General features: G+C 43.7%; 18 protein-coding genes. 13 read left to right on the forward strand and 5 right to left on the reverse strand.

The window, feature by feature from the left end; translation table 11 throughout:
* Positions 1 to 16 precede the first annotated feature (16 nt).
* The 7 genes from IGI86_RS01065 (at position 17) to IGI86_RS01095 (ending at position 9,371) form a co-directional block, all read left to right on the forward strand.
* Positions 17 to 751, forward strand: coding sequence for a GntR family transcriptional regulator (locus IGI86_RS01065; RefSeq protein WP_016619581.1), 735 nt, complete (start codon positions 17 to 19; stop codon positions 749 to 751).
* Between the two features lie 179 nt (positions 752 to 930).
* Positions 931 to 2,100 (forward strand): SIS domain-containing protein, encoded by a 1,170-nt coding sequence (locus tag IGI86_RS01070; protein ID WP_430617662.1) that lies wholly within the window; start codon positions 931 to 933, stop codon positions 2,098 to 2,100.
* Between the two features lie 185 nt (positions 2,101 to 2,285).
* Positions 2,286 to 3,281: a tagatose-bisphosphate aldolase gene (lacD, locus tag IGI86_RS01075; RefSeq protein ID WP_303393846.1), complete on the forward strand. Its 996-nt coding sequence runs from the start codon at positions 2,286 to 2,288 to the stop codon at positions 3,279 to 3,281.
* Between the two features lie 418 nt (positions 3,282 to 3,699).
* Positions 3,700 to 5,466, forward strand: coding sequence for a DUF2264 domain-containing protein (locus tag IGI86_RS01080; RefSeq protein WP_142965100.1), 1,767 nt, complete (start codon positions 3,700 to 3,702; stop codon positions 5,464 to 5,466).
* Positions 5,441 to 6,268, forward strand: coding sequence for a DUF7402 domain-containing protein (locus tag IGI86_RS01085; RefSeq protein WP_142965099.1), 828 nt, complete (start codon positions 5,441 to 5,443; stop codon positions 6,266 to 6,268). The genes IGI86_RS01080 and IGI86_RS01085 overlap by 26 nt, the downstream gene beginning before the upstream one ends.
* Before the next feature lie 150 nt (positions 6,269 to 6,418).
* Positions 6,419 to 7,582 carry a glycoside hydrolase family 88 protein gene (locus IGI86_RS01090; protein WP_216682173.1) on the forward strand — a complete coding sequence of 388 codons (1,164 nt, stop codon included), beginning with the start codon at positions 6,419 to 6,421 and terminating at the stop codon, positions 7,580 to 7,582.
* Between the two features lie 13 nt (positions 7,583 to 7,595).
* Positions 7,596 to 9,371 carry a glycoside hydrolase family 35 protein gene (locus IGI86_RS01095; RefSeq protein ID WP_413132121.1) on the forward strand — a complete coding sequence of 592 codons (1,776 nt, stop codon included), beginning with the start codon at positions 7,596 to 7,598 and terminating at the stop codon, positions 9,369 to 9,371.
* Positions 9,372 to 9,395: 24 nt separating this feature from the next.
* On the opposite strand, the gene IGI86_RS01100 is transcribed toward IGI86_RS01095, so the two are convergent.
* The gene (locus IGI86_RS01100) at positions 9,396 to 10,103 is read right to left on the reverse strand and encodes a GntR family transcriptional regulator (RefSeq protein ID WP_087626767.1); all 708 of its coding nucleotides are present in this window, start codon (positions 10,101 to 10,103) and stop codon (positions 9,396 to 9,398) included.
* 190 nt (positions 10,104 to 10,293) lie between these two features.
* On the opposite strand from IGI86_RS01100, the gene IGI86_RS01105 reads away from it, so the two are divergent.
* From IGI86_RS01105 to IGI86_RS01120, 4 genes are all read left to right on the forward strand, one after another.
* Positions 10,294 to 11,256, forward strand: coding sequence for a PTS mannose/fructose/sorbose transporter subunit IIAB (locus IGI86_RS01105; RefSeq protein ID WP_010748603.1), 963 nt, complete (start codon positions 10,294 to 10,296; stop codon positions 11,254 to 11,256).
* Positions 11,257 to 11,396: 140 nt separating this feature from the next.
* The gene (locus tag IGI86_RS01110) at positions 11,397 to 12,185 is read left to right on the forward strand and encodes a PTS mannose/fructose/sorbose/N-acetylgalactosamine transporter subunit IIC (RefSeq protein ID WP_005226797.1); all 789 of its coding nucleotides are present in this window, start codon (positions 11,397 to 11,399) and stop codon (positions 12,183 to 12,185) included.
* On the forward strand, positions 12,169 to 12,978 hold the full coding sequence (locus IGI86_RS01115) for a PTS system mannose/fructose/sorbose family transporter subunit IID (RefSeq protein ID WP_005226799.1): 810 nt from the start codon (positions 12,169 to 12,171) through the stop codon (positions 12,976 to 12,978). Before IGI86_RS01110 ends, IGI86_RS01115 begins: the two co-directional genes overlap by 17 nt.
* Before the next feature lie 203 nt (positions 12,979 to 13,181).
* Complete coding sequence (locus IGI86_RS01120) at positions 13,182 to 16,199, forward strand: polysaccharide lyase 8 family protein (RefSeq protein ID WP_086332895.1); 3,018 nt, start codon at positions 13,182 to 13,184, stop codon at positions 16,197 to 16,199.
* A gap of 325 nt (positions 16,200 to 16,524) precedes the next feature.
* Here IGI86_RS01120 and IGI86_RS01125 read toward each other — a convergent pair whose 3' ends face one another.
* The 4 genes from IGI86_RS01125 to coaA all read right to left on the reverse strand — a co-directional run bounded on the left by IGI86_RS01125 (position 16,525) and on the right by coaA (position 21,279).
* A complete protein-coding gene (locus IGI86_RS01125) occupies positions 16,525 to 17,502 on the reverse strand; it encodes a matrixin family metalloprotease (protein ID WP_005232595.1) in 978 nt (325 codons plus the stop codon).
* Complete coding sequence (locus tag IGI86_RS01130) at positions 17,499 to 18,374, reverse strand: glycosyltransferase (protein ID WP_016611513.1); 876 nt, start codon at positions 18,372 to 18,374, stop codon at positions 17,499 to 17,501. Before IGI86_RS01130 ends, IGI86_RS01125 begins: the two co-directional genes overlap by 4 nt.
* Before the next feature lie 335 nt (positions 18,375 to 18,709).
* A complete protein-coding gene (gene guaA / locus IGI86_RS01135) occupies positions 18,710 to 20,275 on the reverse strand; it encodes a glutamine-hydrolyzing GMP synthase (protein ID WP_061053624.1) in 1,566 nt (521 codons plus the stop codon).
* A gap of 80 nt (positions 20,276 to 20,355) precedes the next feature.
* Positions 20,356 to 21,279, reverse strand: coding sequence for a type I pantothenate kinase (gene coaA / locus IGI86_RS01140; RefSeq protein ID WP_005226828.1), 924 nt, complete (start codon positions 21,277 to 21,279; stop codon positions 20,356 to 20,358).
* 336 nt (positions 21,280 to 21,615) lie between these two features.
* On the opposite strand from coaA, the gene IGI86_RS01145 reads away from it, so the two are divergent.
* Positions 21,616 to 22,221 carry a class I SAM-dependent methyltransferase gene (locus IGI86_RS01145; RefSeq protein ID WP_005232571.1) on the forward strand — a complete coding sequence of 202 codons (606 nt, stop codon included), beginning with the start codon at positions 21,616 to 21,618 and terminating at the stop codon, positions 22,219 to 22,221.
* Positions 22,222 to 22,471: 250 nt separating this feature from the next.
* Positions 22,472 to 23,491: a LacI family DNA-binding transcriptional regulator gene (locus tag IGI86_RS01150; RefSeq protein ID WP_005226832.1), complete on the forward strand. Its 1,020-nt coding sequence runs from the start codon at positions 22,472 to 22,474 to the stop codon at positions 23,489 to 23,491.
* Positions 23,492 to 23,512 lie beyond the last annotated feature (21 nt).

Here is a 23,512-nt window from a genome sequence, read left to right on the forward strand (position 1 = left end):
CAGTTTGGAGGGGCTTATGAATATCAATAAAAATCGACAACCATTATACGATCAATTGTTAAATTTACTGATTGAAAAAATCGAAAATGAAATGGAAGCAGACACGATGCTTCCCTCAGAAAGAGAACTGTCAAAGCGCTACGGATTAAGTCGGACCACCGTTCGCTTGGCACTACAGGAATTAGAAAAATTAGGCTATATTTATCGCCAACATGGCAAGGGCACCTTTGTCTCAGACATCCGCAAGCAGGCAACCAATTTATCAGGTTCGTATAGTTTTACCGAACAGATGAAAGCACTAGGGAAACAACCAGAAACTAGAGTATTGGCATTCAAAAAAATGGAAGCGACAAAATATTTTGCCACTCAGTTGCAAGTTTCCATCGGCGAGCCGATCTACAAGTTAAAACGATTGCGTCTTGCTGATGGCCAACCGATGATGATCGAGCGTTCTTATCTGCCTGTCAAACGCTTCATGAATTTAACGAGTGAGATGATCGAGCAAAAACCATTGTACGATATCTTTCATGAAGACTTTCATCAAGTGATCCGCCTCGCGGACGAAGAATTTTTTGCCAGTATTGCCAGTGCAAAAGATGCGGCATTGCTAAAAATCCACGAAGGTGCGCCGGTGTTGAACCTGGTACGCAGCACGTTCAATATTGAAAATGAAGTGATCGAATACACCTTGAGTGTTGCTCGAGCAGACCAATTTAGATACAAAGTCCGCCACTTGCGTAACGACGAGTAGCGCATTTCCTAGACAGTCTGAAATGATCCACTCGAGCAAAGAAAAGGCGTGTATTCAAACCCAGTGAAGTCAAGGAAGTTTGCCATTTGAGTGATCGCTAAGCCTTCATCCAAGACAAGCGCTCCTCGTACCATCACTGGGAATACATACTGGAAAAACAGTAGCTAGGAGGAAGAAAGATGTTTCAACTGTCAACAAAGGAATTAGCAGAATTAGGTGCGGAAATTACAACAAGAGAAATCAAACAACAGCCAGAACTTTGGCAAGAAACCTTGACGATCTATCAAGAAAAGCAAGAGGCGATCGCGGCTTTCTTACGTACTATCAAGCAAAAGACGGACAAACGCATTCGGGTAGTTTTCACGGGAGCGGGGACGTCGCAATATGTTGGAGATACGATCGTTCCTTACTTGAATAAGACGGGCGCAACTGCGGATTATCTTTTTGAAAGTATTGCTACGACGGATATTGTCGCAGCTCCAGAACAAGTTTTATTTGCGGATGAACCAATACTGCTCGTTTCTTTTGCTAGAAGCGGCAATTCACCAGAAAGTTTAGCAGCGGTCAAAATCGTCGATCAATTCGTTGCCGACAGTTATCATTTGACGATCACTTGTGCAGCCGACGGATCTTTGGCACAACAAGCTGCCGCTGATGAAACGAGCTATCTGTTATTGATGCCTGAGAGGTCAAATGATGCTGGCTTTGCAATGACGGGAAGTTTTTCTTGCATGGCTCTTTCCGCACTGCTGATTTTTGACCAGACGCCTCTGACAGAAAAGAGGCATTATGTTGAAACCCTTAGCCGATTGGGGCAAGAAATGATCGACAGAGAAACAGAACTCCAAGTACTGACGGACCGTTCCTTTAAGCGGATCGTTTACCTTGGGTCAGGCACGTTGTCGGGGTTGACCAGGGAAGCACAGCTAAAAGTATTGGAACTGACTGCGGGAAAAATCGCCACCGTGTTCGATTCTTCGATGGGCTTCCGTCATGGACCGAAATCATTCGTAGATGACCAAACCCTCGTCTTTGTCTTTGTCAGCAATACGTCCTATACGCGGCAGTATGATCTTGATATGTTGGAAGAATTAAAGAGCGACGGCATCGCCGCCGCAGTGACTGCTATCGGACAGCCGACAGCTGTGAATTTCTCAGGAACAAACTTTTTCTTTCCAGATGACACATCATTGCCAGACGGTTATCTTGCCTTAGCAGACATTGTCTTTGCACAAACGATCGCACTGCTGGCATCGATCAAAGTCGGGAATACACCCGACACACCTTCGCCAACGCGTACCGTCAATCGGGTGGTCAAAGGCGTGACGATTCATCCGTATAACAACTAACGATGACTGAGAAAGCCCACCACGAGCACGTATCTTTTCGTGTACGAAGTCGATACGTGCGGTGGTCAATCAGTCGAACGGCTTCATCAATAGACATTTTTATACGTGCTGACAACCGTTTCGCCAACGCTGAAAAAAGTGAAAGCGGTTGATTCTTTGGCATGGACAAAAAAGGAGGAATTTTAATGAAAGCAACCGTAACGAAAGCCAAAAAAGCAGCGATGGATCGCCTGTCAACGAAAGAAGGAGTGATCGCAGCTTTAGCGATCGACCAACGAGGTGCCTTGAAAAAAATGATGGCAGCACTTGGCGTGGAGGCTGATGCAGAGAAAATCAGCCAGTTTAAAACGCTAGTCTCACAAGAATTGACCCCTTACGCGTCTTCTATTTTATTAGATCCAGAATATGGGTTGGCAGCTGCGCAAAGCCGTGATCCAGAGGCGGGGCTTTTGCTGGCGTATGAAAAAACCGGCTATGATGCGACTACGCCGGGACGTTTGCCTGATTTATTAGGGGAATGGTCGGTTGAGCGATTAAAAGCAGCTGGCGCAGATGCTATCAAATTTTTGCTTTACTATGATGTAGATGAAGATGCCCAGATCAATCAGTTGAAACATGTCTTTGTGGAACGACTCGGCAGTGAATGCCAAGCGGCTGATCTGCCCTTCTTTTTAGAAGTCCTTTCCTATGATGCTAAGCTGCCTGAAGTCGACTCAAAAGCATATGCGCAACGCAAACCAGAAAAAGTCATTGGATTGATGAAGGAATTTTCAAAACCGCAGTACAAAGTCGATGTGTTAAAAGTGGAAGTACCAGTCAACATGAATTATGTGGCAGGTTTTGCCAAGGGAGAAGCCGTGCATACCAAGGAAGAAGCTGCCGCGTATTTCAAAGCGCAAAGCGACGCGACACATCTGCCGTTTATTTTTCTCAGTGCAGGCGTATCAGCCAGCTTATTCCAAGAAACACTGGTTTTTGCAAAAGAAGCTGGCTCCACCTTCAATGGCGTCTTGTGCGGCCGGGCAACGTGGAAAGATGGTGTTGAACCCTTTGTAAAACAAGGAACAGAAGCAGCCAAAGAATGGCTAGCAAGTACTGGAAAACAGCACATCGAAGACTTGAATGAAGTGATCCAAAAGACCGCCACTTCTTGGTGGGACAAAGTCGCGGTCGAAGAATAGTTTTTTCGCTGTTTGACAAGAGAAATGGCCAGTAATCAGACATCTTAAGGGCTTTTGAGAAGAAGTGGTAGGCTTCTGACTTAAGGCTCTAGGGTGTCTTTTTCTAGTGAAAAAAGGTTGATAGTATAACGGACGCTGCCCTCATCTAGACAAAAAAGGGTCAGCAAAAAAATTATGAAAAAAAGTCAGAGCACTATGGATGATTTATCATAATTTTTTCATATAGACTAAGTTAACTTTGCTAGTTAAAAGAAAAAGAAGGAAAGAAAATCAATCTTAAAAGATTTGTTAACAGGTTAAGTCAAAAATTCCTCGAAATCTTTTCTCATTTTTCAGCAGTATTGCCAGTAGAAGATCGCTTGATAAAAAAGCCGTTGCTTGCTATTCTGTTCTGTAAATTGACAGAAGGAGATGGCGTATGAAGCAAATGGCAATCAAAGAGAATCCGTTTTTGACGCGTCTGGACTATCAGCGGGCATTGGAAGACATGATCACTCCTTTGCAAGCAGCGATCTTGGCAGATGACTATCTAGGATTGAATCTAGGTAGCAGTGGGGCCGTATATGATCGAACACGAGCTGAGATGGAAGCGCTTGTGCGTCCTTTGTGGGGGCTGGCGCCTTATTGGAGGGTTTGCCCAGATGATCCGTTACGAGCAGCTTACGTAGAAAAAGTGATAGCAGGGACAGATCCTGAACACGCGTTTTACTGGGGAAGGATCACGGATTATGATCAATACATCGTGGAAGCAGCCGCATTGTCATTGACCCTATTGTTGCAAAAGGACGCTTTTTGGACAGCGTTGCCGCAGAAGAACCAGCGAAAGCTAGTGGCTTGGCTTTCCCAAGCACTTGAGTGCAAGATTCCTAAGAACAACTGGACATTCTTCAAAGTGTTGATACGCGTTGCCTTGTTTCACTGTGGGGAACCGTTGGCAAAAGAAGCATTGTCCCAAGAGTTGGCATTGATCGATTCCATGTACGTTGGCGATGGTTGGTACGTAGACGGGAAAACGACGCAGCGAGATTACTACATTCCTTTTGCGTTTCATTATTACGGCTTGATTTACGCTACATTTATGCAAGACGAAGATCCAGAATGGGCGCAGCGTTTTAAAGAGCGAGCCACGCTATTTGCGCAAGACTTCGTCTATTATTTTGATGAAGATGGCGAAGCCTTGCCCTATGGCCGCAGCCTGACTTATCGGTTTGCGCAAGGGGCGTTTTTCTCGGCACTGGTTTTCGCAGACGTCGAAGCGATCCCATGGGGACAGGTGCGAGGACTACTGGCGAAGCACTTGCGCAATTGGATGGCACAAGAAATTTTCACTTTCGATGGTCGCTTGTCCATCGGGTACCACTATGAAAATCATGTAATGGCAGAAGGGTATAATGCACCAGGCTCGCCTTATTGGGGGCTGAAGACCTTTTTGCTTTTAGCGGTCGCAGAAACGCATCCTTTTTGGCGGGCTGAACCTGAGCCAATCAAAAGAGAGCCGCAAAAACGGATTGAAAAAGGCAATATGTTGCTGGTGCACAATGAAAAAAGCCATCATCTGTTGGGGTATCCTGCAGGCTTGATGCTTGAACAGCAAGCCCATGCTCAAGCAAAATACAGCAAATTCGTCTATTCGAGCAAACTTGGTTTCAGTGTGCCGAAAGCTGGCGTCACGTATGCCGAAGGCGCCTTCGATAGCACATTAGCTATTGCTCGAGATGGCAGCTATTTTCGCACGAAGGGCGCAGTCAGGGATTATCGAGTGACGGAAAAAGGGGTCTTTTACCAATGGGCACCCTTTGAGGAGGTAGTGATTGAAACTGAGATTTTTCCCTTTGGTCAGTGGCATGTGCGCGTGCACGAGTTGACGACGACGATTTCGTTGGACCTCCGTGAGGGCGGGTTTAGTGTACCGCTGACTGGACGGTTGCCTCAGGCCCAAACAGGACCGACCTGGAGTCGAGTCAGTGAAGGAGGCTTTTGTTCTCAAATCATCAACATCGAAGGCTATCAACAAGCCAGTATTGTTCAGCCAGAAGCCAATACCTCTGTCTTTTTTCCAAGAACTAGTTTTCCATACTTAGCACAACATATTCCACCAGGGAAGCACCGTTTGATTTGTTTAGTCGGTGGTATCGTAGAAAAAGAAAGGAGCGATCCAAATGATTACGCTAGCAATAAAAAATAAGCAGGACCAGGTGATCGTCGGTCGCATCGACCATGAAAAAGAACCCGCGCCGTTTCAAGTTTCTGGTGATGATTTGGCCGTATTAGCCATTAAAAACTATCCCTATGAGGAAGGGGATAAGATCGTCGTTGAGGTGACGGGGGAAAATCCGTATTATGTCCTTCAGCTTGATGAAACCTTAGCACCATCACTGATCTATCTTTCCCAATCCACTTGGGAATATCAGATCCCTTGGACGGAATCTCATCGAAAGTCCTCGGTGGAAACGGCCTTTGCCTCGCAGCGCCATCACCTTATGGTGCGTAAAGCCCATGCGTTTGAGATCACGAATTATCAAAATTTATCCTTCAATGCCCATGATCAAAAGTCAGCGACAGGGGCGTATCCTCATGCTTCAGCGAATGTGGAGACGCGAGATGATTCCGTCTTTTTTGCCAAGAATGCGATCGATGGAAAATATGGCAACCGATCCCACGGTTCGTATCCGTTTGCTTCTTGGGGCATCAATCAGCAAGCCGATGCTGCATTGACCATTGATTTTGGTCGTCCCGTCTTGATCGATCGGGTTCGTTTTCTATTACGGGCAGATTATCCCCATGATAGCTATTGGACCAAAGGGACCTTGGTCTTTGCTGATGGAGAAGAGCTGGTGGTGGAAACGACAAATACGGCGTCATTTCAAGAAGTTCGTTTTCCGAAAAAAGAAACGACTAAGCTGACCTATAAAGAGCTGCAAAAAGCAGAGGATGATTCCCCATTTCCAGCTCTTACACAAATCGAAGTATTTGGTTGGAACTGTTAAAAAAAAGAGGACAAGAGCATGACAGGTCTGCATTTGTGGGCAGCTGTCATGCTCTTTTTTTAGGAATCAATGAAGGATGGTCGCTTTTTTTGTTCGTTTACGTTATAATAATTTCAGTTAATATGTTAACAAGTTAAGGAGAGGGTAAACATGCGTCTGCAAGAGAACAAACAACGCTTGATCCTGTTAGGAGAAAAAGTGACCGATGTGTGGTTAGCGGATAAAATCACCGCGTGCATCCAACAGATCGAAAAAAATAGTCAGCGCTTTGGCACACAGTTTCCTTCAGCCTGTGCCACCAATGGCAAATATCGGCTGAAAGGCAACGATGATTGGACCAATGGCTTTTGGACCGGGATGTTGTGGCTCGCCTATGAGTGGACCAAAGAAAAGAACTTTTTGACTCGAGCTATGGAAAATATCGACAGTTTTCAAACGCGTTTAGACGACCATTTTGTATTAGATCATCATGATATTGGTTTTTTATATAGCTTATCTGCCGGTGCGGGCTACAAGATCACTGGCGATGAACACTGCAAGCAAGAAGTCATTCAAGCAGCGGATGTTTTGCTGGCACGGTTTCAAGAAAAGGGGGAATTTATTCAAGCATGGGGCACTTATGGCGACCCACAAGAATACCGCTTGATTATTGATTCGCTACTGAACTTGCCGCTTTTATTTGCAGCAACTCAATTGTCGGGAGAGCCTCGTTACGCAGAGGCCGCGAGTAAGCATTATCAGACAGTCCGAAAGACCGTCATCAAGAATGACGCTACCACCTTTCATACGTATTATTTCGATCCTGAGACGGGGCAGCCAAGTCACGGTGCGACGCATCAAGGAAACAGCGACCAATCGATTTGGGCAAGAGGACAGAGCTGGGCGATTTTAGGGCTTCCTTTGAATGAAAGCTACCTGCATAGCCAGCCTTTTCCAGAAAATTATCCGCAGATCGTGGAGGTGTTTTTGGCTCATTTGCCAGCAGATTTGGTGCCGTATTGGGACTTTGATTTTAACGACCAACATCCTGCTGAAAAAGACAGCTCTGCTTTAGCGATTGCGGCTTGTGGCTTGTTGGAAGCAGAGGAAATGGGTGCATATCCCGATGCCCAAAAAATCGCTAAAGGAATGCTTTACCAATTAGGCGAGCAGTATGCAGCGAGCCAAGTACCAGAAAATGAAGGCTTATTGCTGCATGGTGTGTATGCTCATGCGGAAGGCAAAGGCATCGATGAACCCAATCTTTGGGGGGATTATTTCTATTTAGAAGGATTGATCCGATTGGCATTGCCTGATTGGCAAAGATACTGGTAAAGGGGAAGACGACATGCGAACGTTTGAGATAAAAGAAGATTTTTTGTTAGATGGAAAACCAATCAAATTGATCAGCGGAGCGATCCACTATTTCCGCATGACACCGGCGCAATGGACAGATAGCCTCTACAATCTAAAAGCACTGGGAGCCAACACAGTTGAGACCTACATTCCTTGGAATCTCCACGAACCTCGTGAAGGAGTCTACGACTTTCAGGGAATGAAAGACATCTGTGCTTTTGTAAAGCAAGCCCAAGCGCTAGGCTTGATGGTCATTTTACGGCCTTCCGTCTACATTTGTGCTGAATGGGAATTTGGCGGGTTGCCGGCTTGGCTGTTAAACGAACCGATGCGGTTGCGCTCAACCGACCCACGCTTCATGGCAAAGGTGCGCAACTATTTCCAGATCTTGCTGCCAAAACTTGTGCCGTTGCAGATCACTCATGGGGGACCAGTGATCATGATGCAGGTGGAAAATGAGTACGGCTCTTATGGAATGGAAAAAGCGTATTTGCGCCAGACCAAGGAGTTGATGGAAGAATACGGCATCGATGTACCCTTGTTTACCTCAGATGGGGCATGGGAAGAAGTACTGGACGCTGGGACATTGATTGAAGACGACGTCTTTGTCACAGGCAATTTCGGCAGTCGTTCCAAGGAAAATGCGGCTGTGATGAAAGAGTTTATGGCAAAACATGGCAAAAACTGGCCCATCATGTGCATGGAATATTGGGATGGCTGGTTCAACCGCTGGGGGGAGCCGATCATCAAGCGAGACGGTCAAGACTTAGCCAATGAAGTCAAAGAGATGTTAGCAGTCGGTTCCTTGAATCTTTACATGTTCCATGGAGGCACGAACTTTGGCTTTTACAATGGCTGTTCCGCTCGGGGGGCGCTGGATCTACCACAAGTGTCCAGCTATGATTACGATGCTTTACTGACAGAAGCAGGAGAACCTACCGACAAATACTATCAGGTACAAAAAGCCATAAAAGAAGCCTGTCCCGAAGTGTGGCAAGCCAAACCACGGACCAAGCAATTAGCGGCATTAGGAACCTTTCCCATCGAAAACAGTGTCTCGTTACTGGCCATCAAAGACCAGCTGATGGCACCGCAAGAAAGCATGTATCCTCTAACAATGGAAGCTGCCAGCACAGGCTACGGCTATTTGCTCTATTCGGTTCAGTTAAAAAACTATCATCGAGAAAACAAATTAAAAGTGGTAGAAGCTAGCGATCGGCTGCATATTTTTACCGACGGCCAATTACAGGCGATCCAATACCAAGAGACGCTAGGTGAGGAGCTGTTGATCCAAGGGGCACCAGATAAAGAGACCATCGAGCTAGATGTCTTAGTGGAAAACTTAGGGCGCGTGAATTACGGGTTTAAATTGAATGGGCCTACACAAGCCAAAGGCATCCGTGGAGGCATCATGCAAGATATTCATTTCCACCAAGGCTATCGTCATTACCCATTGACGCTTTCCGCAGAGCAGCTACAAGCCATCGATTATCAAGCAGGAAAAAATCCGACACACCCCTCCTTTTATCAAACGACCTTCACGCTGACAGAGGTAGGAGATACGTTCATCGATTGCCGTGGGTATGGCAAAGGCGTCGTTATCGTCAACGGCATCAATCTAGGTCGCTATTGGCAACGTGGCCCCGTGCATTCCTTATACTGTCCGAAAGAATTTTTGAAAAAAGGCAGCAACGAAGTCGTGGTATTTGAAACCGATGGCGTGGAGATCAAGGAACTCGTTTTCTGTGATCAACCTGTCGTAGAATAAAAAAATAGAAGTAGAGACCCAAATTTACGCGGGCTCTACTTCTATTTTTGTTTTGAAATATTTCCAATGCTTGTAGCTGACGATGTATTCAGCGACACTTCCATCTGCTAAATAGGAGTGCTTGACTTGTTTGACCGCAGGCTCTCGGAAGCTCAGTAGCAATAAGTTCAACAATTCAGCGTCATCAGGAAAGACGATTTCGTTGGTTTCAACAGAAGCCAATGAGAAAAGGTCGATCGCAAAGTCTTTTCGGACCCGCTCATAAACACTGGCATATCGGTTGAGGTTTTTGGCGATCGGTTCTTTCATCAGCTTCTTCGGCAAATGAGTGATGTGAACCAAGAAAGGAACATCGCCAAAATAGCGGACCCGTTTGATTCGGTAGTAGGAAGCACTGGCAGCCAAGCCTAATTCTTTCAAAATCTCAGGGTCATTTCCTTCTTCCACCGCAAGAACCTTGACCTTTTCTTGGTCTAGTGAATGCAGCTCAATGTCGGAAAACTTCACACTCTGAGATACTTTTGCTTTTGAAACAAAGGTTCCTTTGCCTTGGATGCGATACAGATAGCCAGCACTCGTCAATTCATTCAACGCTTTGACTGCCGTGATCGAACTAACAGAATACATCCGCTTGATATCCGCCTCTGAATAAAACTTATCACCGGGAATGAATTTATGGTCTTTGATTTCTTGTAAAAGATCTTGCTTGATCTGCTCATACTTTGGCAACACAGTGGTTTCCCTCCATTCCATATGAATACATCAAGCATAACATGTTAAATCCTTTCCTGCCACTTAATTATTGTAGAAAATTCGTTGTTTTCCAGTCTGTACAGGCCTAAAAAATAAAATTCAATATGTTAAGATATTAGGTTTACGGATGGCTTGCCATGTGGTATAGTATGCTTACAAGGAACATAACATGTTAAGTAGGGCGACCTACGGAGTAGGAGGGAAATTAGTGGAAAACATTGTATTGATCAGTCATGGAGGCATGGCAGAAGGGGTCAAAAGCAGTCTGGAGATGATCGTAGGCCAACAAGCAAACGTTCACACCGTTTCATTACGACCAGATAGTGACAATCTGCAGTTTGAAAAAGAATTGAACGAGAAAATGAAAGCCCTTAACGGTTCAACATTGATTATTGCGGATCTATTAGGAGGAACCCCGTGCAACGTTGCAGTCAAGAATTATTTAGAGGATGACGAAGTGGCGATTTTCGCTGGAATGACATTGTCCGTAGTGATCGAGGCAGTCGTCAATCAACGAGCGACGATCAACGAGCTGCTTTGCTTAGCCAAAGAAAACATCGTTGATGTCAAAGCAGGGATGAACCAGGCAGAACAAGAAATTTTAGAAGAAAAGCAAGAGGAATTAGGGGATTACAGTGCGTATGCTGGGCAAGAAAATATCGTCAATAGTCGGATCGATGAGCGCTTGATCCACGGACAAGTCGCCGGTATCTGGTCCACCAGTTTAAACACGCAACGGATCATCGTGGCCAATGATGAAGCCGCCGCAGACCCATTACAAAAATCTTCTTTACGAATGGCAGCGCCAACTTCGATGCGACTTTCCGTCCTTCCAGTGGCAACTGCAGCCAAGAATATTCGCGCTGGTCGTTACGGCAAGCAACGGTTGTTTTTACTTTTCAAAAATCCCCAAGATGTTTTGCGTTATATTGAAGCAGATGGACCGATCAAAGCGATCAACGTCGGCAACATGAGCTACAAAGAAGGCGCACGGGAAGTGACCAAAAGCATTCAAGTGCTGCCAGAAGAAGAGCCGATCTTTGAAGCGATCGCCGCAAAAGGAATCACCGTCACGGCACAGCTTGTACCCAATGAACCATCGATCGACTTTATGAAGAAATTACGAGGGTAAATCAGGCAGCGCTTCGATCGAGGAGAATATGTAGCGGAAGATTTGTCAAAAAACGAGTGTTTTTCACGATTTATCTGAGGCGACACAACGATCGATAACCAGCCAGTTAAGACTCGTTCATACAATTAGGAGGAAAATTCATGCATTTAGCAGCGTATCAAATCATTCTTATTACTGTTTATGCTTTTATTGCTATTAATGATTCACTTATTTCCAATACGTTGACCCAACCAGCGATCGCCGGAATGATTTCTGGAATGATCATGGGGGACTTAAAGACCGGTTTGATGGTCGGTGGGACCTTACAGTTGATGCGTTTGGGGATCGCCGCATTTGGTGGTGCATCCGTCCCGGATTATTTTACCGGCGCAGTACTGGGAACAGCGTTTGCCGTGATCTCAGGAAACGGCGCGGAATATGGCATCGGCTTAGCAGTTCCAGTGTCCTTGCTGATGCTGCAACTGGATGTCGTGGCTCGTTTTTGTAACGTATTTCTACTACACCGGATCGATAGAGCCATCGACAACATGCAAGTCAAACGAATCCCACGGTTAGTTTTATCGGGTTCTTTCTTATGGGGATTGTCACGGGCGATTCCGATTTTATTGATGCTTTTAGCTGGAGATGCAGTCGTTACGACGATTACCGATAACACGCCAGAATGGCTGATGACCGGACTAAAAACCGCTGGTGGCGTCTTGCCAGTCGTCGGGGTAGCGATCTTATTGCGCTACTTGCCAACAAAGCACTACATTCCTTATTTGTTATTAGGCTTCTTTTTAGCTGCGTATCTGCAAGTACCAATGCTCGGCGTTTCCATCATCGGACTTGTAGCAGCAATGTTAGTCTTTAAACGTGATAGCGAAAAAGGCACGGTTGCAACGGCAGCTGCCGGAGATTTTGAAGGAGGATATGATGGCGATGAGTGATCAAAAACTGACAAAAAAAGAGTTGAATACCATTAGCTGGCGTTATATTTTGGCAAGCCAATTAAACTGGAACTATGAGCGAATGATGAGTTCGGGCTACCTTTACGGCATCCTACCCGTCTTGAAAAAATTCTATGGCCATGATGAAACCCAGCTGCAAGATATGCTGCGGACCCACAATCAATTTTTCAATACCAATGCGATCTTTGGGAACTTGATCATGGGGATCGATGTCGCTATCGAAGAACAAGACGGACACAAAGCCAAAGAAACGATTATCGCCTTGAAAACGGCCTTGATGGGTTCCTTGGCCGGTGTCGGTGACTCCTTGTTCCACGTGATTTGGGGAACGATCTTTGGCTCTGTTGCTGGCACATTGGCGCAAAATGGTTCCGTCGTTGGTTGTGTCATCTGGATCATCGCCAACATCGCGTTACTTTTCGGTCGGGCAGCGTTGCTTCCCTTAGGTTACAAACAAGGGGTCAAATTAGTGACGACCTTGAAAGACAAATTATCTGCCTTCACTAATGCCGCAACCGTTTTAGGGGTCACAGTGATTGGTGCTTTGATTCCCTCTGTCGTTAAAGCGACCGTTCCTTTTGTCTATAAAAAAGACGGCGTCGAATTAGTGATCCAAGACACGTTGGATGCCATCTTGCCATCCCTTGTACCTATCTTGCTCGTCTTGCTGACCTACTGGATGTTAGGCCAAAAGAAACTAAATTCCACTCGAGTGATTTGGATCATCTTGATCTTGTCGATCGTTTTGAGTGCGTTTGGTATTTTGGGTTAGGAAAGAATCATGGTGTAAAAGGAAATGGGCAGCTGCTGTGATTGTTTTGTAAATCGTATAAGCAGTTAGGGTAGTCAACCTGTTTTCTTTTAAGAATAGCTGAAATCAATGGAAAAGAGTGCGGAAATGAATTTCTTCACTCTTTTCCTATCCCACGAAATGATAGCGCTATCTTTTGCGCGGGGAAATAGGAGGAGTAAAGGATGGAAAAAGGGAAAAAATATCTGTTGATCATGGGGTGTTTCTTGTTGCTGTATTCGGTAGTTGGCGCCTCTCGTCTTTCTGGAAATGCCGAGGAACAAATACCCGAATTACCGGAAGCAGAATCGATCTATCACTCGGATTTTTCTAACCAGAAAGGGTCTTGGCAAGATTTAGTCGGGAAAGCCGAAGTAGCACAAAATGCTACTGGTTTAATGATCAGTAATACGAAGCAAGGCACCAATCTGGAATCAGTAACGCTCAACAAAGATGCTCCCAAGCGGTCTTCAGGGGATTTTGAAACTACTTTCTTATATGAAGACCAAGCGAACATTGGGGTGGTCTTTCGCGCAGATGAACAAAAGACAGATCAGTGGCAATCGTTTGCTTATAATCGTGATGGGCAGTGGCAACTTGGTCAACCAGGTGGAAAATGGCTGACAGCTATTTCTGGACCTACTTTGATTGCGGGACAAAAATATAAACTCTTGCTTCAGTATGAGGGCTCGAGTTTTCGTGCCTTTTTAAATGATCAGCTATTTTATGAGAATCAAAAGGTAAACTATCCCAATGGTACGGCAATTGATGGGGACTGGTCCGGGTATGTGGGTATCCGTTTGTTTGGCAATTTATCTAAGCTGAAGGTATTATCGATGCGCAGCGGTCCTATCGGCAGCTTGCCCGTGGAAGATCATACAGCAGAATTTATGAAGCTGCAAGAAAAATGGCAAAATCAACTGGTTTCCGATCACTATGATCCAAATAATCCGACTATGGCTGATTACGTGCAGATGGTCACCTCAGAAGCTGAGGCGTTGTATCAAACCATAAATAAAGCATCTGATCGAACGAGCCTATGGCCCCTCGAACAAGGGAATACTGCTTCAGCGGATGTAACGACTCAATTTACAAAATTACAGAAAATGGCTTTAGCCTATGGCACGAAAGGTAGTTCTTTGTATCAAGATGATGCAGTGGCGACGACGATTATTGATGGGATAGATTTCATGGTCACTCGAAAAGGGTATGATGGGAAAAAGTACCATGGAAACTGGTGGGATTGGCAAATCGGTGTCCCGCAAAAACTGATCAGTACTTTAATGATTTTAGGCGCTGAGTTACCGTCCGAGAAATTACAGCAATACACTGCCATTATCAGCAGTTATGTACCAGATCCCTTCAAGCAATTGTATACGAAGACACAAGGCAGTTTTACTGAGCTTGCTTTTATTCCAAATTTTGTGACTTCTGGTGCTAATCGTACAGATCTCGCGCTTACTGTATTAGGCTTGGGCATTTTGCAAAGGGACGCTGGGAAAATCACCCAAGCTTCAGCAAGTATCGAAGAAGTATTTCAGTTAGTCACAAAAGGCGATGGTTTTTATAAAGATGGTTCCTTTATTCAGCATAATACGATCCCTTATACTGGTTCTTATGGAAATGTACTGATCAAGGGTGTGGGACAAATTCTAGCTATCACGCAAGGATCAAGTTTTGAGATGGACGCTGATCTCGTACAAACGTTTGTTAAAAATGTTGATCAAGCATTCTTGCCGTTGATCTATCAAGGAGAAATGCTGCCGTTGGTCAATGGTCGTTCGATTTCAAGAGCTCCAGCCAAAACCAAAGCCGGCTATGGCTCATCAACAGTCTATAATTTGTTGATCGTATCCCAATTCGCACCAACCCAATACCAGCAAAAATTCCGTGAAGCTGCCAAGTATTGGCTCAAAGAAAATCCAGACTATTATTTGACGAATGCAAGAGACTTCAATGATTTACAAATGACAATGAATCTCTTGGCAGACCCATCGATTACAGGGGATGCATTACCTTTTACGGGAACAAAACTGTACGCTTCAATGGATCGCTTTGTTCAACGAACAACTGATTATATGGTGGGTTTAGGACTATATTCCAGTCGCATTTCTTCCTTTGAAGCTGGCAACAAGGAAAACAAGCGTGGGTGGCATACAGCAGACGGGATGCTCTACCTCTATAATGATGATCAAGTTCAATTCAATTCTAGCTATTGGCCGACCGTCGATCCATATCGCTTGCCAGGAACAACCGTGGACACCATACAATTAGCGGATGAAAATTCAGCTTTTACAACGGTAACGTCTCCAGAAAAGTGGGTAGGCGGTGTGGCTTATGATGGTGCAGCTGCGGTGGGAATGGCATTAAACAAAACGGGTACAAAAAATAACGGGAATGTTTTACCTATGAACGTGCGGGCAAAAAAATCGTGGTTTATCATTGATGGGCAGATTGTCGCTTTAGGTGCGGGAATCACTGGTGATACGACAGCTTCTATTGAGACGGTCGTGGATAATCGCTTACTAAACGATGCGTATACTTATCAAATCCTTTCTGATCAAGGAAGTATTGATCAGTTAAATGAAACAAGTAGCAAGCAGTGGTTGTTGTTAGACTCCGATCATTCCCAGGCCAATATCGGTTACTATTTTCCAGAAGAAACGACAGTAAACGTGGTAAGTGAAACACGAACAGGCAGCTATACAGAAATCAATGAGGCCTTTCCAAGTAATGCGGTTTATACCGGAGAATATCGAAAATTCTTGATCAATCATGGCAAAAATCCCATGGAGGATCATTATGCGTATGTCATGTTGCCAGGTATCAATGAAACAGAACTGACTGCCTATGCCCAAGAAGAACCGCTGGAGATTTTAGCCAATACCTCGGAAGTTCAAGCAGTAAAACTTGATCAAACTGACTATTTAGGTATCAATTTTTGGCAGAATGATGGAGGTAGTGTCGCCGATATTACTACTAACAAACCTCTTTCATTGATTAGAACAAGTAGAGAAGGCAAAACCATCTATGCCTTTTCTGATCCAACTCAAACAACGACGACCATGACCTTAAAATTGCCAAAAGACTACCAAAAAATCGTTTCTCAAAGCGATGGAATCAGTTATGATGCTTCGACGAATCTATTTACGGTGAACTTTGCGGAGCAAGACGGTGGAAATAAAGTGATTGTAGTCGAGTAAGGTGTTTCAATGCTATCTGTCTCATCATCAGCAGCTAGGGATCAATCTCTAGCTGTTTTTTGTCAGCTAGAAAATGATACGATGAAAGGCTAAACATAGACTTTTCTTTGACTATTAATTCCTTTAACTACTTTTCAAGGGCCGAGGTTTTGTCAAAAAAATCCTCACAGAAAATGCTGAAAACTTGCGCATTAGCATGAAACGTTTGCTAATTTTCTTCTTACTTAAAAGGCGTATGTTTGCCACTAAAGAATGTATCTAAGATTGCAAGCACACTTTTCCAAGATTGCAGTGGCAACTTTTCAAGTAAGAATTGGTAGCGAATTTATCCGAAGGCGCGGCGATTAACAATATACTCTTCTCCATCAATTTCAAAAAGATAATAGTGTTGACCATAAATAGAAACAATATCTTCAGTAACTGAAACAGTTCTATTCATAAGATTATTACTAGAAATTGTTCCTACATACGGATCTCTTGGGGACAGAGACAGTTTATACAAATTATAGTTACCTGTTATTTCAACTGTTTGATCGATGAAAGTAACGCCAGAAATTTTTCCAGCAGGAGAATCTAAAAAGATTGAGGCAATTTGATTAGAACGATGATTATTCAAATAATAGATTTTATCCCTATTATTAAGGATATTTAGTATCGCATATTTGTTGAATAATGGGACAGCAGGAAGTATCCCCTTAGAAATTGAGTCCGCCGTTTTTTGCGCTGCATCCAGCATCTCTTGATTGTTGCTAACCTGGGCATCATATAAATCAGCCATCACTGATCCATTGTCATGTTGGAGACCTAAAGTATGCCCCATTTCATGTCGGATAGTTGAAACCAGCTGTACGTAGCCGGAGGTTCCTTTTCCAGATGATGCGTCATTTAAAGCAGCTTTATTCAAAAATATTCTGTTCGTACTATTCCCCCAACCAAATCCGGAGTACCCCATATCTGCATAGGAATCGCCATCCGTTGATTGCAAAACTAAATCAACTTGGTTATCTGCTGCATTTACACTTGATTTTTCGACAATTACCGATCTCCCAATCGACTGATTCCATGATTGCGCAGCTTCATTGACAGCCTCTTGGTAGGTTTCTCCTAGTGAGTTTGAGTCGTAAATGATGGTACCGTATTCGTTAACACAAGTAGCTGTACCATACAATATTCCAGGATAGTAATAATCAACAATAGGCGTCTTCGCTATGTCGGCTGACTTTGCATCTACAGAAATTGTTCCTATAGAGTAAATTAATGCAATTAAAAATAACGAACGAATTCTTGAAAAATTTTTTTTCATTGTTTTCCACTCCTTAAACTTGTTGACTTGATTTCATACAGATAATTCCAAAAATCTTTTTCCCATCTATCTTGTATGGAAAGATGCTCCCAGGGCATCGAATTTTTTTCAAATTCAACGAAATGTCGAATCTTTATATTTTTTCTAGCTTTTTCAATTTTCAAAAATTTGAGTGGATTCACATTTTTTGCCCAATCAAATAACCAATGATCATCTTTTTGGTAATTGTATTCATAAGGCAACAACTCAACACTTCTCTCACAAAGAATGTTTAAAATGGTTTGATCTAAATACAAGTATTCATTCTTATTTATCATACGTACTATGGCTTCTGGTCGTATCTGTTCATTGAACACAACTACATTAAATAAAATAACTCCAGAATTGAAGTAATTCTTCATAGTTTTTACGCCAAAATATTTAAAGCTGTCCTCTGTATCACTTATAACTGAGAAGTAGAAGTCTCTAACTGCAGCAATTGATTTTTGATCAGGGATCAAATCAAAGAAATTGGATACGTCATCGTATACAATAGTGTCATTATCTAAATAGAGAATGTAATCATAATTGCTAAAATATGAAGGTAGAAATAATCTCCACAGAGTGACTTCAGGAAAACGCGAATTACTATAATTCTTTATTTCGTTTATTATTTTAGGTGGATACCAAATAGTAATAATTACATTTTTTTCTCCATATAATCTAGAAATACTTTTCAATTTCAGTATTTCTTCGTTCCCTAGTTCATTTACAACTACTAATATATCTAAAGGTTCATTCCCTTCATAAGTATTTACTATTGACGCAATGGATACTGCAGCTAATTGAATATGTGACCCCGTAACACAATAAACGACAGCTTTCTTCTTCATAGTTCATGTCCACCCTTTTTAGTGTTTTTTATTTTTTAATAAAAACCTTCTATAGAAACTTAGGCAATAAAAGCATTTAAGCTTATTTTATCGTATCTGATTTCCAATATGAGCGTTAGTCCCACTATTGGGATTAACGTAGTTAACGAGAATCAACAATTTCTTATCGTATTTTCCCAAAAGGGTTGTCAGATTAAGCCTAAATCAAAAATCCCGTCAGAGAAATCTGACGGGATTTTGGTGGTGAACCTAGGTAAAACAGGTCATTGTTATCCATTCCAAGTGAACTAAAAAACTGTTAAATCAATATTTCGCAACCAAGTGAGGTTGCTACTTTATTCCCACTCCACAGTAGCAGGTGGTTTGCTCGTAATATCATACACGATTCGATTGACGTGTGCGACTTCGTTGACGATGCGGACGCTGATTTTTTGTAGGACTTCCCATGGGATGCGGGCAAAGTCAGCGGTCATGCCATCGATTGAAGTGACTGCACGAATGCCGACGGTATAATCGTAGGTCCGGCCATCACCCATGACACCGACGGAGCGGATGCCTGGTAAGACGGTGAAGTATTGCCAAATGTCGCGGTCTAAGCCGGCATTTGCGATTTCTTCCCGCAAGATTGCGTCCGAGTCGCGGACGATCGTTAGTTTTTCTTCTGTCAATTCGCCAAGGACACGAATACCTAGACCTGGTCCAGGGAATGGTTGGCGCCATACGATGCTGTCTGGCATGCCAAGTTGAGTCCCTAATTCACGGACTTCGTCTTTGAACAAGGTGTTCAATGGTTCGATCAATTTGAATTGCATGTCTTCAGGTAACCCACCCACATTGTGGTGTGATTTGATGGTTTGAGCAGTTTCGGTTCCTGATTCGATGACGTCGGTATAAAGGGTTCCTTGGGCAAGGAAAGAAACGCCTTCATCGCCAGCTAGTTTGGTTGCTTCATCATCGAAGACATACACGAATTCATTCCCGATGATCTTGCGTTTTTCTTCAGGATCAGAAACCCCAGCAAGTTTTGATAGGAAACGTTCTTTGGCATCAACTTTGATGATGTTCAAGCCGAATTTGCCACCTAAGCTTTCCATTACTTGCTCGGCTTCGCCTTTACGCAAGAGGCCGTGGTCAACAAAAATACAAGTCAGTTGATCGCCAATCGCTTTTTGTAAAAGAACACCAACGACAGAAGAATCGACCCCGCCGGAAAGACCAAGCAAGACTTTTTTGTCGCCCACTTGTTCGCGGATTTTTGCGATTTCCATATCGATGAAGTTATCCATTGTCCAATCACCTGTACATTGACAAACGTCAATGGCAAAGTGACGCAGTAAGTCGTTGCCGTATTCTGAATGGCGAACTTCTGCGTGGAATTGGATACCGTACATTTTGCGTTCTGCATCTTGGATAGAAGCAATCGGGCAATCTTTGCTCGTCGCCACGACATCAAAGCCTGCAGGTGCTTGAGTGACCAAGTCCCCGTGGCTCATCCACACGGTTTGGGTTGCGGGCGTGTTTTGGAAAAGGGCCGCTGCATCAGAAGTGACTTCCAATTCTGCTTTGCCGTATTCACGGTTTTTGGCAGGTTCAACTGTTCCGCCTAATTTATAAGTAATCAACTGCATGCCGTAACAGATCCCTAAAACTGGGATGCCTAAATCAAAAATTTTCTCGTCGATGCCGAAAGAGTTCTCGTCGTAGACGCTGTTTGGTCCGCCAGATAAGATGATCCCTTTTGGATTCATCGCTTTTACTTCTTCAGCGGTAATGCGGTGGCTCAATAATTCTGAGAAAACACCGAACTCACGAATACGGCGTGTAATCAGCTGGTTATACTGACTACCGTAATCAAGTACGATAATTTTTTCGACGTTTGGCAAAGTGTCAACGTTTGTCACAATAAATTACCTCAATTCTTTTAGTTTTTATTGAAAAAAGGCTGGGCCTTTTCAACAGCATAATTATAAAAATGAAGCGGTCAATACTTGCGCAAGAACACTTCATCGATCAAATGGTGCTTTGTTTTATGAAGAATTATATCGGCTCTGCTGCGTGTAGGCAAGATATACTCGTGTAAATTCTTTAAATTCACATTTTTCCATACTTCTTTTGCCATTTTAATCGCTTCCTTGCGATCCCCGATCGCATATTGGTAATAATAATTGCTAGGGTCTTGAAAGGCAGTGTCTAGTAATGATTCAAATCGTTCCAAATACCATTTTTCAATCAGTGCCGGTTGGGCATCCACGAAAATTGAAAAATCAAAAAAGTCACTGATATAGATTTGTTGGTTGGCAGGTAGTTGCAGGGTATTGATGCCTTCCACGATCAAGATATCTGGTTGACTGATCGTTTCATACGTATCAGGAATAATATTGTAGACTTCATGGGAGTAGACGGGGATCTGGATGTCTGGTTCTCCTGATTTGACCGCATTCAAAAAGTTGATCAAGGCTTCCATGTCATAACTTTCTGGAAATCCTTTGCGATTCAAGCTGCCGCGTTCTTCCAAGACTTCGTTCGGGTACAAAAAGCCGTCAGTGGTGATCAGTTGGACGGTTCTGCGGGGAAACAAACGGGCCAATAAATTTTGGACGAGCCGTGCGGTGGTACTCTTGCCGACGGCGACGCTTCCGGCGATGCCGATGATAAAAGGCGGCATTTTAACATAGCGGTGTAAAAAGAGTCCCTTGCTGAGGGTCAATGATTCAAACTCTTTCATATAAAGATGGATCAGATGGCATAAAGGCACGTAAACATCTTCCACATCTTGGACCGAGATCCGGTCGTTCAAACTTTTGATATTATCCAATTCTTCTTGAGTGAAAGGCATCATGCCGTTCGTATAAAACCCTTGCCATTGCTCACGAGGAATTTGATAAAAATTCATGGTTTCTTGCATAGTAGGCTCCTTTTTTGCAGCATCATCGGTTTCTCTTAGAAGCGATAGGCCACTGTTCGAAAGTATTTTACCATAGAAACCCGCAGAACTTGGAAAAAAGACATGATTTCCTTTGCAGAAACAACAAAAAACTGTTTTTTCGTTGTTTTTTTTGCTGGGCGTTTACTTCTGGCTGTTTTTCGGTATGATTAGAAAGAAACAGCAGACAAATCTTGCACGCCTTTTTACTGGTGTTTTCACTACGTTCATTCGTTCTAATAGAAGCAACAAGGAAAAAACCAGTAGAAGCCAGTAGAAAAAACAAGCGAAAAGGGAATAGAAGAAAGGAGCATAATCATGAGTAATCATTACTATACAGAAAATCCTGATATGGCCCATGATTTTGAACAGTGGTCGTTTGAATTAAGAGGAAAGAAGTTTCATTTTGTGACAGATAGCGGGGTGTTTTCCCGAGACACGGTGGACTACGGCTCGCGGGTGCTGATCGATGCGTTTGAGTGGGCGGAGCTGCCAGAAGGAAGTCTGCTAGACGTTGGGTGTGGCTATGGTCCTGTTGGCTTAGCGTTGGCTTATGCAAGTCAGCGACCTGTCGAGATGATCGATATCAATCAACGGGCAGTGGATTTGGCAAAAGGCAATGCCCAGCGTAACGGCATTGAACAGGTAGATATCCATCAATCCAATATCTATGCCCAATTAAATCAACCTGCTTATGCGGCGATCCTCAGCAATCCACCGATTCGGGCAGGAAAAGAAGTCGTCCATGAGATTTTGACAGGGGCGTTTCCGCTACTAAAAACAGGGGGGACTTTAACGATCGTGATCCAAAAGAAACAAGGGGCGCCGAGTGCTCAAAAGAAAATGCAAGAGACCTTTGGCAATGCCGAAATCATCAAAAAAGACAAAGGCTATTACATCATTCAAAGCGTAAAAGAAGCGTAGCTGCTCTTTGATTCTCAGCAGATCAAAGGCATCGCCAAGGCAAGCGCTGGTTAGCAGCAACTGGACCAGTTGGTTTCTCAAAAAGCCTATTGCCAGCAGCCTTTCGGGCAATTGCAGCGTTGGTTAATCAGCTGTCTATATCATCGGGCTATTTTTGATCAACGAAAAAGAAAGTCGTACACTTGTTGAAAGTGTGCTATTTTTTTTGAGAAAAATTTGCTACACTTTAGGCAAGAGAGGAGAGAAGCAGATGAAATTGACGATTAAACAGATTGCTGAAATGGCTGGCGTCTCTGTCACGACCGTGTCGCAGATCCTAAACAATAAAGGCAGCCGTTTTAGTGAAGAAACCCGGAAGCGGGTCTTAGATATCGTAAATAAATATCACTATAAGCCGGATTTTTTTGCTTCGAATCTTATCAACCGCCATTCAAAAACGATCGGAATGATCGTGCCTGATGTGACGGATTTCTTTTTCTCTAAAGTCATTGAAGGGGCGGAAAGTTATTTCAATCCACTAGGTTACATGCTAGTGTTATGCAATTCGCGCCACAGCCAAGAAAAAGAGGTTCAATATTTGAATGAACTGTCTCATCGTTCGGTAGATGGTATCTTATTAGCGACGCCGCATTTACTGCCGGAGGATTATTCCTTGAAGAGCGGGTTCTTTGATGACCGACCAATTATTTTAGTCGATCGCGGGATCAATCAGCGGGACAATGGTCGTTTAATCGTGAAAGAATACGAAGGTGCCTACCAAGCCGTCAGTTATTTGATCAAAAACGGTCACCGCAACATTGCGATGCTCAAAGAAATCACCGGCTACTATCAATTAGAGGAACGGTTCAATGGCTATCGCCATGCCTTGAAGGACCATCAGATCCCTTTTAAAGGCCGATATGTAGAAAATGCTGAATTAACGGTTACCGGCGGGTACGAAGCAACGAAGGAATTATTGAAGTACAAAGAGATCACAGCGTTTTTCTGCGGCAACGACGCCATGGCGATCGGCTGTTATCAAGCGATTTATGAGGCTGGCAAAAAAGTACCAGAAGACTACTCGGTGATCGGCTTTGATGCCTTGAAATTATCGGAATATATCACACCACCGCTTACCACGGTCATGCAGCCGACCTTTGAAATCGGTTTTACCGCAGCGAAGTTTTTAGTGGACGCCATTGAGTTTCCGACACGGCGAATTCCAAATAAGATTTTTGATACAAAATTAATTATTCGTGAGAGCGTGAAGACATTGACAAGCGAGAAATAATGCGGTATATTTCTTCTTGTA

Source organism: Enterococcus sp. AZ188 (assembly GCF_050544075.1).
In the GTDB taxonomy this organism is placed as follows: domain Bacteria; phylum Bacillota; class Bacilli; order Lactobacillales; family Enterococcaceae; genus Enterococcus_D; species Enterococcus_D entomosocium.

What these genes read in the sequence shown, in the direction of transcription:
- lacD (WP_303393846.1), top strand. Translation starts at nt 2,286, where the DNA reads ATGAAAGCAACCGTAACGAAAGCCAAAAAAGCAGCGATGGATCGCCTG.
- IGI86_RS01120 (WP_086332895.1), top strand. Translation starts at nt 13,182, where the DNA reads ATGGAAAAAGGGAAAAAATATCTGTTGATCATGGGGTGTTTCTTGTTG.
- IGI86_RS01145 (WP_005232571.1), top strand. Translation starts at nt 21,616, where the DNA reads ATGAGTAATCATTACTATACAGAAAATCCTGATATGGCCCATGATTTT.
- IGI86_RS01095 (WP_413132121.1), top strand. Translation starts at nt 7,596, where the DNA reads ATGCGAACGTTTGAGATAAAAGAAGATTTTTTGTTAGATGGAAAACCA.
- IGI86_RS01085 (WP_142965099.1), top strand. Translation starts at nt 5,441, where the DNA reads ATGATTACGCTAGCAATAAAAAATAAGCAGGACCAGGTGATCGTCGGT.
- IGI86_RS01115 (WP_005226799.1), top strand. Translation starts at nt 12,169, where the DNA reads ATGATGGCGATGAGTGATCAAAAACTGACAAAAAAAGAGTTGAATACC.
- IGI86_RS01130 (WP_016611513.1), bottom strand. Translation starts at nt 18,374, where the DNA reads ATGAAGAAGAAAGCTGTCGTTTATTGTGTTACGGGGTCACATATTCAA.
- IGI86_RS01105 (WP_010748603.1), top strand. Translation starts at nt 10,294, where the DNA reads ATGTTAAGTAGGGCGACCTACGGAGTAGGAGGGAAATTAGTGGAAAAC.
- coaA (WP_005226828.1), bottom strand. Translation starts at nt 21,279, where the DNA reads ATGCAAGAAACCATGAATTTTTATCAAATTCCTCGTGAGCAATGGCAA.
- IGI86_RS01150 (WP_005226832.1), top strand. Translation starts at nt 22,472, where the DNA reads ATGAAATTGACGATTAAACAGATTGCTGAAATGGCTGGCGTCTCTGTC.
- IGI86_RS01110 (WP_005226797.1), top strand. Translation starts at nt 11,397, where the DNA reads ATGCATTTAGCAGCGTATCAAATCATTCTTATTACTGTTTATGCTTTT.
- IGI86_RS01090 (WP_216682173.1), top strand. Translation starts at nt 6,419, where the DNA reads ATGCGTCTGCAAGAGAACAAACAACGCTTGATCCTGTTAGGAGAAAAA.
- IGI86_RS01125 (WP_005232595.1), bottom strand. Translation starts at nt 17,502, where the DNA reads ATGAAAAAAAATTTTTCAAGAATTCGTTCGTTATTTTTAATTGCATTA.
- IGI86_RS01065 (WP_016619581.1), top strand. Translation starts at nt 17, where the DNA reads ATGAATATCAATAAAAATCGACAACCATTATACGATCAATTGTTAAAT.
- IGI86_RS01080 (WP_142965100.1), top strand. Translation starts at nt 3,700, where the DNA reads ATGAAGCAAATGGCAATCAAAGAGAATCCGTTTTTGACGCGTCTGGAC.
- IGI86_RS01070 (WP_430617662.1), top strand. Translation starts at nt 931, where the DNA reads ATGTTTCAACTGTCAACAAAGGAATTAGCAGAATTAGGTGCGGAAATT.